Annotated in this window: 10 protein-coding genes; 3 read left to right on the forward strand and 7 right to left on the reverse strand. The window is 71.8% G+C overall.

Annotated elements, in window-relative coordinates:
- Positions 1-57: 57 nt before the first annotated feature.
- Positions 58-1,539: a carboxylesterase/lipase family protein gene (locus tag ACWGR4_RS24995; protein WP_452129756.1), complete on the forward strand. Its 1,482-nt coding sequence runs from the start codon at positions 58-60 to the stop codon at positions 1,537-1,539.
- 126 nt (positions 1,540-1,665) lie between these two features.
- Here the strand turns inward: ACWGR4_RS24995 and ACWGR4_RS25000 are convergent, their stop codons facing one another.
- Positions 1,666-2,445: an SDR family oxidoreductase gene (locus tag ACWGR4_RS25000; RefSeq protein WP_452129755.1), complete on the reverse strand. Its 780-nt coding sequence runs from the start codon at positions 2,443-2,445 to the stop codon at positions 1,666-1,668.
- Positions 2,446-2,622: 177 nt separating this feature from the next.
- On the opposite strand from ACWGR4_RS25000, the gene ACWGR4_RS25005 reads away from it, so the two are divergent.
- Positions 2,623-3,234 carry an isochorismatase family protein gene (locus ACWGR4_RS25005; RefSeq protein WP_380007218.1) on the forward strand — a complete coding sequence of 204 codons (612 nt, stop codon included), beginning with the start codon at positions 2,623-2,625 and terminating at the stop codon, positions 3,232-3,234.
- Here ACWGR4_RS25005 and ACWGR4_RS25010 read toward each other — a convergent pair.
- On the reverse strand, positions 3,179-5,302 hold the full coding sequence (locus ACWGR4_RS25010) for an AfsR/SARP family transcriptional regulator (RefSeq protein ID WP_452129754.1): 2,124 nt from the start codon (positions 5,300-5,302) through the stop codon (positions 3,179-3,181). The two genes, ACWGR4_RS25005 and ACWGR4_RS25010, sit on opposite strands and share 56 nt — an antisense overlap.
- 114 nt (positions 5,303-5,416) lie before the next feature.
- Here ACWGR4_RS25010 and ACWGR4_RS25015 point away from each other — a divergent pair, with 114 nt between their 5' ends.
- Complete coding sequence (locus tag ACWGR4_RS25015; protein WP_452129753.1) at positions 5,417-6,475, forward strand: NADP-dependent oxidoreductase; 1,059 nt, start codon at positions 5,417-5,419, stop codon at positions 6,473-6,475.
- Between the two features lie 48 nt (positions 6,476-6,523).
- Here ACWGR4_RS25015 and ACWGR4_RS25020 read toward each other — a convergent pair whose 3' ends face one another.
- The 5 genes from ACWGR4_RS25020 to ACWGR4_RS25040 form a co-directional block, all read right to left on the reverse strand.
- Complete coding sequence (locus ACWGR4_RS25020; protein WP_452129752.1) at positions 6,524-7,288, reverse strand: hypothetical protein; 765 nt, start codon at positions 7,286-7,288, stop codon at positions 6,524-6,526.
- Between the two features lie 104 nt (positions 7,289-7,392).
- Entirely contained in the window at positions 7,393-9,516 is a 2,124-nt protein-coding gene (locus tag ACWGR4_RS25025) for a right-handed parallel beta-helix repeat-containing protein (protein ID WP_452129751.1), read from the reverse strand.
- 285 nt (positions 9,517-9,801) lie between these two features.
- Entirely contained in the window at positions 9,802-10,782 is a 981-nt protein-coding gene (locus ACWGR4_RS25030; RefSeq protein WP_380007451.1) for a hydroxyacid dehydrogenase, read from the reverse strand.
- A 71-nt stretch (positions 10,783-10,853) separates the two neighbouring features.
- Positions 10,854-11,804: a carbohydrate ABC transporter permease gene (locus ACWGR4_RS25035; RefSeq protein WP_380007233.1), complete on the reverse strand. Its 951-nt coding sequence runs from the start codon at positions 11,802-11,804 to the stop codon at positions 10,854-10,856.
- Positions 11,801-12,706 carry a carbohydrate ABC transporter permease gene (locus ACWGR4_RS25040; protein WP_380007236.1) on the reverse strand — a complete coding sequence of 302 codons (906 nt, stop codon included), beginning with the start codon at positions 12,704-12,706 and terminating at the stop codon, positions 11,801-11,803. The genes ACWGR4_RS25035 and ACWGR4_RS25040 overlap by 4 nt, the downstream gene beginning before the upstream one ends.
- Positions 12,707-12,793 lie beyond the last annotated feature (87 nt).

Here is a 12,793-nt window from a genome sequence, read left to right on the forward strand (position 1 = left end):
GTACCAGTCGAACGCCGACCACCCCCGACGCCCGACCCCCGCACCCAAGGATCGCCCGTGTCCCAGCAGCCCCTCGTCACCACCACCCTGGGCCCCGTCCGGGGTGTGTGGCAGGACCGGTCCGCCCGCTTCCTGGGCATCCCCTACGCCAAGCCGCCCGTCGGCGACCTCCGCTTCGCCGCCCCCGAGGTCCCGGAGCCGTGGACCGAGCCACTGGCCGCCACGGCCTACGGGCCCACCGCCCAGCGTCGCGGCTTCGGCGAGGGGCCGACGATCATCCCCGAGCCGTCGATCCCGGGCGATGACGTACTCAACCTCAACGTGTTCACCCCCGACCCCACCCCGAACGCCGCGCTGCCCGTACTGGTCTGGATCCACGGCGGCGGCTTCGTGGCCGGCTCGGCCGCCAGTCCCTGGTACGACGGCCGTACCTTCAACCGCGACGGCGTGGTCCTGGTCTCGCTCGGCTACCGACTCGGCATCGAGGGTTTCCTGCACCTGGCGGACGCGCCCGACAACCGGGCCGTACTGGACTGGATCGCCGCCCTGCGCTGGGTCCGCGACAACATCGCGGCCTTCGGCGGCGACCCCGCCAAGGTGACCATCGCCGGCCAGTCGGCCGGGGGCGGCGCGGTCCAGACGTTGATGGCCACCCCGTCCGCGCACGAGTTGTTCCGGGCCGGCATCGCGGTCTCCGGCGCGGTGATGGACCCGCAGCGCCGCGCGGACGGCCTCGCCGTGGCCGCGCGCTTCACCGCCCGCACCGGCCTGCCCGCCACCGCCGCCGCGCTGCGCGACCTCTCGCACGAGGAACTACAGCGCCTGCAGGACCTGGTCACCGCGCCCGAGGACGGCGCCGCGCCGCTGCCCGAACTGCTCCTCGCGCCGTTCGCCGACGGCGAGTTGATCCCCGAGGACGTGCACGGCGCGTTCCGGGACGGCTCGGCCTCTCCGGCCCCGCTGATGCTCGGCGCGACCCACCACGAGTTCAACTTCGCCGCCGAACTCGGCATGGCGGACGCCCCGGTCGAGGCCGCCGTCGGCGTACTCGGCTCGATCGGCCTGTCGCCCGAGGGCACCGCGGCCTACCTCGCGCTGCACGAGGGCGCGACTCCCGCCGGGGTGATCGGCCAGGCGATCACCGACTCGCTGTTCCGGGTCGCCGCCTCGTCGATCGCCGAGGCGCGGGCGGGCCAGGACCGGCCGACCTGGATGTACGCCTTCGAATGGCGCTCCACCACCCCGATGTTCGCCGGCCAGGCGTTCCACTGCCTCGACCTGCCCTTCGCCTTCGACCTGCTGGGCGCCGAGCGCGCGCAGGACGCGACCGGCCCCGACGCGCCCGTCGCGCTGGCCGAGGCGATGCATGGGGCCTGGGTGTCGTTCGTCCGCGACCTCGACCCGGGGCGGTCCTGGCCGCGCTACACCCGCTCGGGGCGCGAGACGATGGTGTGGGACACGACGCCTCACGTCGCCGGTGACACCCTGGCCGCCGAACGCGAGATCTGGGCGACGCGCTCGGTTCCGACGACAACCTGATCGGGGACGGCCCATGGCGGGCCGGTACGACTGCCGACGGTGCCCGGTCCCGGGTGGGGCATGCCCACCCGGGACGGCCGTCCGCGCATGAGGGTCACGCGGTGGCGCGGTCCGCCCGCGGGCGGGTCACGCCGTGGTGCCGGCGAGCCAGTCGCGGTAGGTCGGGCCCGCGAGGGTGGCGTGCGGGCCGGGGAGCAGGCCGCCGTTCTCGAACAGGTCGCGATCCGGGTTGGCCGGGTCGCTCACCTCCTCGATGCGGACCGTGTGGCCGCGCCGTTCGAGCACCAGTCGCGCCATCTCGGCGAGGTTCTCCTCGCGCGGACCGGCGATCTCCGCGAACGGGGTACCCGCCGTCTCCGCGATCGGCCCGTCACCGGTGGCCAATTCGACCAGACCCTCCGCCACGGCCCGCGCGCCGATCAGCTGGGTACGCATCCTCGGCACATAGCACACCTCGCCGCGCATCCCCCAGCCCGCCAACTCCTCGACGAACTCGTGGAATTGCGCCGCCCGCAGGATCCGCACCGGCACCGGCCCGGCCAGTACGGCCTGCTCGTGGGCCAGCTTGGCCGCGTTGTAGCCCGCGACCGAGGCGTCGATCCCGATGATCGAGGCGACCACCATGCGCCGCACGCCGGTCTTGGCGGCCGCCGCCTGGAGGTTGCGCGCCGACGTGGTGAAGAACTCGGTGGCCTCCTGTTGGTCGGGCGAGGGTGTGCTGGACACGTCGATGACGCAGTCGACACCCTCCAGCGCCTCGGTGAGCCCCGCACCGGTGATCACATCCACGCCGGTGGACCGCGAGATCGCGACCACGTCGTGCCCGCGCTCCCGGAGCACGTCGACCACGTGCCGCCCGGCCCGACCGGTGGCTCCGACGACCGCGATCCTCGAACCAGTCTCCATGGTGTTCTCCCTCTTCGTATCCGTCCCGGGGCCGCTCGGCCCCGATGTGCTGCGACACCACGTTGACGATGCCGGGCACCCCCGTGTGACACCCGCGAGCAACCTATTTCAAACTCGAGTCGCGCAAGATTCGACCCCCTCGGCACCGTCGTGGGCGACCGGGCAGGATGGGGTGGCATGACGCAGAATGTGGACGCCGTCTCGGCATTGATCATCGTGGACGTACAGGTGGCCTTCGTCACCGGCGAAAGTGCGGTCCCGGACTCCGCGCGTGTGCTGGATCGGGTCGGCGCCCTGCTCGCCGAGGCACGGGCGCGCGGGTCGCTGGTGGTGCATCTCCAGAACGACGGAGCGGTCGGCGCGGACGACGAAACCGGTTCCCCCGGTTGGGAGTTGATGCTGCCGGTACGGCCCGGTCCCCGCGAGGTGGTGATCCGCAAGACCGAGGACGACGGTTTCGACGGTACGTCGCTGGCCGATGTCCTGGCCACGGCGAAGGTGGCCGGCGTCGCCGTGTGCGGCGTGATGTCCGAGATGTGCGTGGGAGCGACCGCGCGGGCCGCGCTGGAACGCGGCTACCGGGTGGTACTGCCGCACGACGCGCACGCCACGTACGACATCCCGGCCGCGCCCGGGATCAGCGAGGCGGTACCGGCCCCGATGGTCTCGCGGGTGGCCGAATGGGCGCTGGGCGACGAGGTCGAGATCGTCCCGCACGCCGAGGACGTCGTCTTCACCACCGCCGGCACGGACACCGCCCGCCCCGAAGGCGCGGAACACCCGGCGTAGCGCGGTCCACCGGCGCGGTACCCGCCGCCGCACCGTCAACGGTGGTCGTCCCTCGGATCGGGGCCGGTCGGCCCACGAGTTCGCCGGCTTCGCACAGCCGGTCCAGGCCGTACGCCCGGACCGATTCGGCCAACCGGTAGCGGGGGCCGCCGGGTTCGATCGTCATCGCGACGAGGGAGCGGTCCACCAGACGCGTCAGGGCGTCGATGACATCGAGGTCGCCGCCGTCCACCCCGGCGACCTCGATCACGTCCGGGAGCCGCCGGCCGCCCTCGGCCACCGACAGGCGGCGCAGCACGGCCTGTTCGGGTGGGGACAGCAGTTCCCAACTCCAGTCGAGGGTGGCGCGCAGGGTGCGGTGTCGGGTCGGGCCGGCCCGGCGGCTCGTAGTCACGATCGCGAATCGATCGTCCAGGCGGGCGGCCACCTCCGCCACGCCGAGGCCGCGTACCCGGCCGGCGGCCAGTTCCAGTGCGAGCGGGATCCCGTCCAGACGACGGCAGATCGTGGCCACGTCGGCGGCGTTGTGGGCATCGAGACAAAAGCCCGGCACGGTCGCGGCGACGCGCTCGACGAACAGCTCCACCGCCGCATGGCCCATCGCATCCTCCGGTGCCGCCTCGGGCGCGGGCACCGGCAGGGGCGGAACGGGCCACAACCGCTCGCCCGGTACGGCCAGCGGCTCCCGACCGGTGGCCAGAACCCGCAGACCGGGCACCGCCCGAAGCAGCCCCTCGGCGACGGTGGCAACCGCGTCGACGACGTGCTCGCAGGTGTCCAACACCAGGAGGAGCCGCCGAGACGCCAACACGGCGGCCAACAGGCGCGGTTCGCCGCCGACTCCCGGGGCCAGGCCCAGCTCCCGGGCGATCGTCGCGGCGACGTCGGCCGGGGTCGCGGTGGCGCGGTCAAGCTCCACAAGATCGACGAATCCGACCGCCTCGATGCCTGGGAGGCCATCGGCACCCGGCGGTGGTGCGTCCCGGGCCGCCTCGACCGCCAGCGCGGTTTTGCCCACACCACCGGGACCGGTCAGCGTGACCAGCCGTTCCGTGGCCATCAGCGCCCGCACCCGAGCCACCGCCTCCGCCCGACCGACCAACGGCGTGAGCGCGACGGGCAACCCGACCGGCACGGACGAAGCAGCGGCAAACGCGACGGAACCCGAGCCTGAGCCCGAAAGCGAGCCCGAGCCCGAAAGCAAACCAGAGCCGGAGTCGGGAACAGAACCCGCCTCCGCTGCCGAATCCGAAACCCATTCCGGTGCAACGGCCGCCCCCACTCGGGACTCCACCATCACCGAACCCCGCGCAGTCGCCTGCAACCCGGGATCCTGTCTGAGGATCCGCTCGTACAGCGCCGCCAGCTCCGGCCCCGGATCCACGCCCAGTTCGTCCGCGAGCCGCTCGCGCAGTTCCGCGTACACCGCCAACGCCTCGCTCTGTCGCCCGGCCAGATACAGGGCGCGCATGTACACCGCGCGCAGCCGTTCACACAGCGGGTGACGGGTCACCAGGTCGCCGATCTCGTCGACCGGGGACGGTTGTTCGCCCAGGTCGAGCCGGGCCAGCGCGTGCTCTCCCTGCGCGGTGATCCGTTCCTTGTCCAGCCGCACGGCCACCGAGCGGGCGAACTCCTCGTCGGCGACGTCGGCGTACGCGGGCCCGCGCCCCAGCGCCAACGCGTCGCTCAGCAGCGTCTTCCGCGTCTGCGCGTCCTCGGTGATCCTGGCCCGCTCGACCAGGACCCGGAAGCGGCCCGCGTCCACGGCGTCGGGCGAGACGGCGAGGCGATAGCCGGGCGGTTGCCACACCACCAGGTCGCGTCCGCCCGGTTCGGCGGCTTCCAAGGCGCGGCGCAGTTGGGACACCCGGGTCTGCAGCGTGGCGACCGGGTTGCGCGGGAGTCGGCGGCCCCACAGGTCCTCGATCAGCCGGTCGGCCGGCACCGGTCGGCCCTCGTGGATCAGCAGATCCGCGAGCAGCGCGCGCACCTTCGCCTCCGGAATCGGCACCGGCGCGCCGTCCTTCGTCCAGACGGCCAGCGGGCCGAGCACCCCGAATCGCACCCTCGCACGCTACCCCACGCGGATCTACAGCCGATCGGAAGGAAACCGGAAGTGCGGTCCGCCAACGTATGAAGTGCCGCACCGACCGAGAGACAAGACAAGGAAGCCCCCGCGATGAACCCAAAGAACAACAACAGCACCGACAACTCCAACGGCACCGACGCCCCGCGCCCCTCCTTGAACCGGGAAATCCACTTGGTGTCGCGCCCGGTGGGTGAACCGCAGCCGGCGAACTTCGCATTGGTCGAGACGGAGATCCCGGAGCCCGCCGAAGGGCAGATCCTGGTTCGCAACACCTGGATGTCGGTGGACCCGTACATGCGCGGCCGGATGAACGACGACGCCTCCTACATCGTCCCGTTCGCGATCGGCGCCGTGCTGGAGGGCCACGCGGTCGGCGAGGTGGTGGCCTCCCGCAGCGCGGAGGTCGCCGTGGGCGCGACGGTGTCGCACTTCGCCGGATGGCGCGAGTACGCGGTGATCGACGGCGCCGAGGCCACCGTCCTGGACGTCTCGACCACCCGCCCGCAGGACCACCTCGGCGCACTGGGGCAGGTCGGCTTCACCGCCTACCTCGCGGTCGCCGAGGTCGCTCCGGTACGCCCGGGCGACGTCGTCTTCGTCTCCGGCGCCGCCGGTGCGGTGGGCAGCCTGGCCGGACAGATCGCCCGCAACCTCGGCGCATCCCGGGTGATCGGATCGGCCGGCGGGCCCGGGAAGGGGCGGATCCTGACGGACGTGTTCGGCTTCGACGCCGCCATCGACTACCGGGCCGGTTCGATCGCGGAGCAGTTGGCGGAGGCGGCGCCGGAGGGCATCGACGTGTACGTGGACAACGTCGGCGGAGACCACCTGGAGGCGGCGATCGGGGCGATGCGGATGCATGGGCGGGCCGCCATCGTCGGCATGATCAGCGGCTACAACTCCACCGAGCCGGTCCCGGGCCCGAGCAACCTCTACGACCTGGTGCTTCGGCAACTGACCCTGAAGGGCCTGCTCGTGGTCGACCACTACGACAAGTTCCCGGCCTACCTCACCCAGGCGACGAAGTGGCTCGCGGACGGCAGCCTGCACACCCGGGAAACGATCGTGCACGGCATCGACCGCGCCCCGGAAGCCTTCCTCGGCATGCTGCACGGCGCCAACACCGGCAAAATGCTGGTCCGCCTGTGAGGCCCGCCCCCGGCAGCGCGGGAACGGGGATGCCCTTGACTTGCTCGGTCACTCCGCCTGGTGGACCACCGTGTCCGCACCCGGGCTCGGGAGGAGTCGGGTGGTTGCCGTGCGGTGGGTCAGTTCGGTGTTGAATGCCGTTGTCGTCAGGTCGCGGCGGAGTCGGTCGCGGGCCTCTTCGAAGGGTGGGGGGTTCGTCGAGGGGGGTGCCGTGGCCAGGAGTTCGGTGTATCGGGCGCGCAACCTGGGCTCCGACAGGTCTACTTCGAGGGTGGCTGCCAGTGCCGCCGACCACTCGGCGGTCTCGGTGCGGGCGAAGCTCTCCTCGTCATAGCGTGGTACCCCGGGGATCGGGCGGCCGGACGAGCGTGCCGCCTCTCGACGGGCGTTCTCCGTGTCCAGGCGGGTGCGGAAGCCCGCCTCGCTCGGGTCGGTCGACAGTCCGGCCTCGTACGCCCACCGGCGCAGCACGGTATCCGCGGCCGCCACCCGCAACGACCGCTCGACCAGTACCTCGTGCGGCGTGCGACCGGCGACCGGTGTGGCCCAGTAGGCGGCTCGCCCACCGTGCATCGGGAACTCGGCCACCACCTCCGCCCGCAGCCGCGTCGCCACCCGCCGCAGATGGGCAGCCGTCACCGGAACGTCGTCCACGGTCGCGACGACGGCGGCCGGATCGATGGTGGCGGCGGGCGGGGTCGCCGAGGACGAACCCGCCCGCCCGGTAGCCGCCGGGAACGGGTCGAGGAGAAGCACCGCGAGCGCCCCGACCACGCCGAGCGCGGCGAAGCCGAGCGCAACACGCGCCGCCACCCGGCGCCGCGCAGCGGAATCGGCGCCCGCGGCACCCTCCACCACGCGACCCCGCGCGGCGGGACCGGCGCCCCGTGCCCCCGCGGCCCGTCCTCGGCGGGACATCAGACGACCTTCACGTCGAACACGTGCAGGCCGGGCCCGGCGATCGGGCTGCCCGTCGGCAGGGTCACCGACGCCACCGTCCGGCCGGGGTCGATGGCGAGGGCGGCGACCCGTACCGTGACGTCCTCCTCGGAGCGGGCCGAGGCCGGCGTGCGGTAATCGGTCTGCGGTTTGTGGTGGTAGGCCGCCCGTACCGCAACCTGGTCGCTCGGGCCGGCGGTGGTGCTCCACCAGTCGCCGAGGGTCAGGGTCGCGGTCGTGGTGGTGCCGTCGGTGTAGGTGACGGTGGTCGTGCCGGTCTGTGCGCCGTACGCGCCCGCGCCCAGGACCACCAGGCGACTGCCGCTGCCGCCCAGCGCGATCCGCTGGCCGGCGGCCTTGACGTTGTCCGGCAGGCCGTACGCGCGCGGGTGCCACGTGAACTCGGCCCCGCCGGCGGTGACCCGGGCCCCCGGGACGTAGCCGGCCGCCGCGAGCGCCTGGCCGGAGTAGCTGCGGCCGGACAGGCCGAAGCCGCCGACGTTGGGATTGGCGTCGTCGCCGACCCCGACGTTGTTGTAGGCGGCGGCGATCGAGGGGTACAGCGGCGGCGCGGCCACCGCCGGGCCGTTGTACGCACCCCGGTTGACCCCGGCTCCGTCGGCTGGGACGGCGTTGCCGAAGTAGTCGCTCGTGCCGAGCCCGGGGACGGCGACTCCCGTACCCAACGCAGGAGATCCGGCGAGCAGCGCGTAACCTGCCGCGTCGGTGCGGCCGGTCGCCGTACCCGGTGCGGCCAACCTGGGATCGGTGGTCACGGCGGAGGTGTCGCCGGTGGGCGCGGTGAATCCGCCGTGGTAGACGTTGGCCCGATAGTCGACGCCCGTGCCGGTGGGCAACGCACCCTGGCCCGCGACGAAGACGTTGTTGGCGACGAGGGTGTTCGCGCCGGGACCGTTGGGGAGTTCGACGTCGAGCTTCTTGCTCGGGCAGAAGAAGGTGTTGTTGTACATCCGCAGCGGACTGGTGTTGTCCCCCGAGGCGTTGGCCCTGATCCGGCAGTCGTCCTGGGCGATGTTGAAGCGCAGCACCTGGGTGGCGTGGAAGTTGCCGAAGGAGGTGCAGTTCTGGCAACCCAGGTAGAAACCGCCGCCGTTGTCGTGCGAGTAGTTGTACTGGTAGGTGCACGATCCGGTGATCGCGCCGTCGCAGTCCCACGCGGTGGAGTCGAAGATCGACGGCCGCTGCCGGGTGACCTCGTTGTATTGGAACACCGGGTCGCGCGAGTTGATCGGCCACATGCCGGCGAAGTTGCCGTTCAGATACGGGTACTTGCCGCCTCCGCCGTCGTCGAAGAGGTTGTACTCGACAAGCGGCGCGTCCGAGCCGTGCACCACGATGCCGTCGCCGCCGACGCTGCGGATGCTGTTCGCCCGGATCAGTACGTCGCGGTGGAAGTCGGCGGGCTTGACCGAGATCTTGATGCCGCCGCCACCGGTGTCGTGGACCTGGTTGTCGGCGATGGTGATGCCCTCGATCGGGCCGGCGGTCGCCTTGCCGAGCACGACGATGCCGGCCGACGCGGAGAACCAGCCCGCGTTGGTACCGGTCTTGTCACTCCAGCCGGCGACATCGGAGACCTCCAGGTCGCGCAGCACGATCCCGTACTTGCGGTCCGGGGTGGTGGTGTCGACCTGAACTCCGGTACGCAGCGCCTGAGTCGGCGCCGGGTTGGTCACGTGCAGGCCCTGTACGGTCCACCAGCTCTGGTCGACCAGGCGGAGGGTGGAGGGGCCGCCGGTGCCCTGCACGATCGGGCGCGGGCCTTCGCCGTAGGCGCCGATCGTGACGGGGTTGCCGGGGGCGCCGTTGCCCTTGGGTTGCAGCGTGCCGACGCAGACGGTGCCGGCGCGGAGCAGGATGCGGTCGCCTCCGGCGTAGGTGCGGGAGTTGACGGCGCTCAGGTCGCCGAGCGGGTCGTCTGGGCTGCCGCCGCCGTCGGGTCGGCCCACACCGCAGTCGACGTAGGTCGTGGTGGGGCCGGCCGTCGCGGCGCCGGCGGTCGGGGCGAGAGCGGCCAGGCCGGCCAGGCTCGCGATGAGGGTTGTCGCCAAAGTGGCGGCAATCGGTCTGAAGCCGTGCATGTGACCTCCGGTCGAGGGGGTCTTGCAAGTGCATCCGGCGGGGGCCGGAAGAGTGTGGCTCGGGTTGACTCGTCGGGTGGCCCCAAACGCCGGCCGGGCTGAGATGGCTTGGGTACGAACAGCCCGGACCGAAATCACTCGGCCTGGGGTGGCCTCGGACGCCGGCCGGGCTGAAGTGACCGGCCGGGGGTGGCCTCGGACGCCGGCCGGGCTGGAGCGGGTGTTCGAGGTTGACCCCGCCCCGACGCCCGAAGGCGGGGTTCGGGCGTCGGGGCGGACGGAGGGTCAGGCCGAGCGCGTGAGCGTGGCCGGTTCCACCTCGTGGGCGAACGGCACGCCCCGGGTGTAGCGGTCCAGTTCGTCGAGGGCCGAGGCGACCATGCGGCGGAGTTCACCGCCGAGAGAGCCCGCGATGTGCGGGGTCAGCAGGACGTTGGGCAGGTCGTAGAGCGGGGACGCGGGCGGGAGGACGTCGGGCTCCGTGACGTCGATGACCGCGTCCAGGCGGCCCGCCACCAGCTCTTCCGTAAGGGCTTCCTGGTCCACCAGCGAGCCGCGCGCGGTGTTGATCAACGTGGCGCCGTCCCGCATCAGGGCCAGGCGGCGGCGGTCCAACAGGTGGTGGGTGGACTCCAGTTCGGGGGCGTGCACGCTGACCACGTCGGAGCGGCGCATCAGTTCGTCCAGGTCCACCCGTCGCGCGCCCAGTGCCTCGGCCTGATCGGTGGTCACGTACGGGTCGTGCAGCAGCAGTTCGAAGTCGAACGGGCGCAGCAGTTCGAGCACACGCCGGCCGATCCGGGACGCGCCGACGATCCCGATGGTGCGCCGGTAGTTGCCGAATCCCGGGAACCGGGCGTCCCAGTCGACCAGGCGTCGCTCCGCCCGGTAGGCGTCCCGGATCCGCAGCACCCGCTTGTTGGCGAACAGCACGGCGGCGACGGTGTATTCGGCAACCGGCAGCGCGTTGGCCGCCGCTCCGGAGGAGACGATCAGCCCGCGCGCCCAGGCCGCGTCGGTGAGGTGGTGCTTGACCGATCCGGCCGCGTGCACCACGGCACGCAGCCTCGGCGCACGGGCCAGGGCCGCCTCGTCCAGGGGCGCGCTGCCCCAGCAGGTGAACAGCACCTCGGCCTCGGCCAGCGCCGCGACCGCGTCGGGGGCGGCGAAGTCGGCCGCGATCAGGTCCAGGTCGACCTCGGCGAGCGCGGCCAGTCGGGTCCGGGCCTCGTCGTCCAGGATGCGAGCGGCCACGGCCGGGTCCATCGCGAGCAATACCCTCGGTCGCCGCCGCTCCGGGCCGCCGAGTCGGGTGGTGGTGGTAGTCGTACCGTCGGTCACTTGACGCTCCCCGCGGACAGCCCCGAACGCCAGTGGCGCTGGAGCGAGACGAAGGCGACGACCAGCGGGACGACGGCCATCAACGATCCGGTGATCACCAGCGGGTAGAACTCGGGCGACGCGTGCGCGTTGGTGTTCCACGAGTACAGGCCCAGGCTCACCGGGTAGAGCTTCTGGTCGGAGAGCATCACCAGGGGCAGGAAGAAGTTGTTCCAGATCGCGGTGAACTGGAACAGGAAGATGGTCACGAAGCCCGGCATCATCATCGGCAGGGCCACCGAGCGGAAGGTGCGGATCTCGCCGGCGCCGTCCATCCGGGCCGCTTCCAATACCTCTCCGGGGATGTATCCGGCGCTGAACACCCGCGCCAGGTAGACCCCGAAGGGGTTGACGATCACCGGGATGAACACCGCCCAGAAGGTGTTGACCAGGCCCACCTTGGAGGCGAGCAGGTACAGCGGCAGCGCCACCGCGGTGGTGGGCACGAGTACGCCCAGGAGCACGCCGCCGAACAACTTCTCCTTCCCGGGGAAGTCGAACTTGTCGAACGCGTAGCCGGCCAGCACGCTCACGAACGAGCCCAGAGCGGCGCCGACGCCCGCGTACAGCAGGCTGTTGAGGTACCAGCGCCAGTAGATCCCGTCGCTCTCGTTGTTCACCGCCTTGACGTTCTCGGTGAAGTGGAATCCGTCGAAGGCGAAGCCGTCGCCGCCGAACAGGCCGCCCATGTCCTTGGTTGCGGCGATCAGCAACCAGGCCAGCGGCAGCAGCATGTAGAGGGTGGCCAGGACCAGGGCGCCGTTGACCGCGATCCTGGACATCAGCGCCTCGGTGGCGCGGCCCTTGGCGCGGGGGCGGCGGGCGGGTCGGCCGGTGCGGGCGGGGGTCGGCGCGGGCGCGTCGGCCGCAGCGCCGCCCGAGCCCGGGTGCTGCACGGTGGTGCTCATGCGGTCCTCCGTCCGGACGACAGGCGGGTGACGCCGAACGACAGCGCCGCGGCGAACACGGCCAGCAGCACCGAGGCGGCGGCGGCCAGGCCGAAGTCGTTGGCGCGGAAAGCGGCCGAGTAGGCGTACATGTTGGGCGTCCAGGAGCTGCCGACGGCCGGATTGGCGTCGCTGAGGATGGACGGCTCGGTGAACAGTTGCAGCGAGCCGATGATGGTGAACAACATCGTCATGGCGACGGCGGCGCGGATCATCGGGATCTTCACCGACACCGCGATGCGCACCGGTCCGGCGCCGTCGACGGTGGCCGCCTCGACCACCTCGCGCGGGATCGCCTGGAGCGCGGCGTAGAAGATGATCATGTTGTAGCCGATCCACTCCCACGTGGCGATGTTGACGATCGAGAACAGCGCGGTGTCCGAGGCCAGGAAGTCCCAGTGCAGACCGCCGGATTCGAGCAGGTCGATGATCGGGCTCAGGCCGGGGGTGTACAGGTAGACCCAGATCAGCGCGGCGATGATGCCGGGCACCGCGTGCGGCAGGAACAGCGCGAGTTGGAAGAACCTGCGGGCCCGGGCCAGCGCCGAGTCGAGCAGCAGCGCCAGCGCCAGTGCGGCACCGACCATGATCGGGATGTACAGCAGGCAGTACAGGCCGATCGCGATGAAACCGTCGCGGAACTTGTCGTCGCCGAGCGCGTCGGCGTAGTTGCCGAGGCCGGTGAACACCCGTCTGGTGCCGCCGAAGCCCAGGCCCGAGGTCTTCTCGGTGAACAGGCTGAGCCAGATCGCGTACCCGATCGGCACGATCATGGTGGCGATGAACAGCACGTAGAACGGGGTCAGGAACAGGGCGGCGGTGGTCTTCCGGCGCCGGCGGCCGGCGCGCAGGGATGAGTTCATGGAGTGGAGCTGCTTCCTGGTGGCGGTCCCCCGACGCGCGACGGCGCGGCGCGCGTCGGGGGCCTGCGGATCTCGGATCCGGAATCG

The sequence above is a fragment of the Embleya sp. NPDC055664 genome, from assembly GCF_053618075.1.

Bases quoted from the DNA above. Each gene is read 5' to 3' on its own strand.
- ACWGR4_RS25000 (WP_452129755.1), bottom strand. From the start codon at position 2,445: ATGGAGACTGGTTCGAGGATCGCGGTCGTCGGAGCCACCGGTCGGGCC.
- ACWGR4_RS25005 (WP_380007218.1), top strand. From the start codon at position 2,623: ATGACGCAGAATGTGGACGCCGTCTCGGCATTGATCATCGTGGACGTA.
- ACWGR4_RS25015 (WP_452129753.1), top strand. From the start codon at position 5,417: ATGAACCCAAAGAACAACAACAGCACCGACAACTCCAACGGCACCGAC.
- ACWGR4_RS25025 (WP_452129751.1), bottom strand. From the start codon at position 9,516: ATGCACGGCTTCAGACCGATTGCCGCCACTTTGGCGACAACCCTCATC.
- ACWGR4_RS25030 (WP_380007451.1), bottom strand. From the start codon at position 10,782: ATGGACCCGGCCGTGGCCGCTCGCATCCTGGACGACGAGGCCCGGACC.
- ACWGR4_RS25035 (WP_380007233.1), bottom strand. From the start codon at position 11,804: ATGAGCACCACCGTGCAGCACCCGGGCTCGGGCGGCGCTGCGGCCGAC.
- ACWGR4_RS25040 (WP_380007236.1), bottom strand. From the start codon at position 12,706: ATGAACTCATCCCTGCGCGCCGGCCGCCGGCGCCGGAAGACCACCGCC.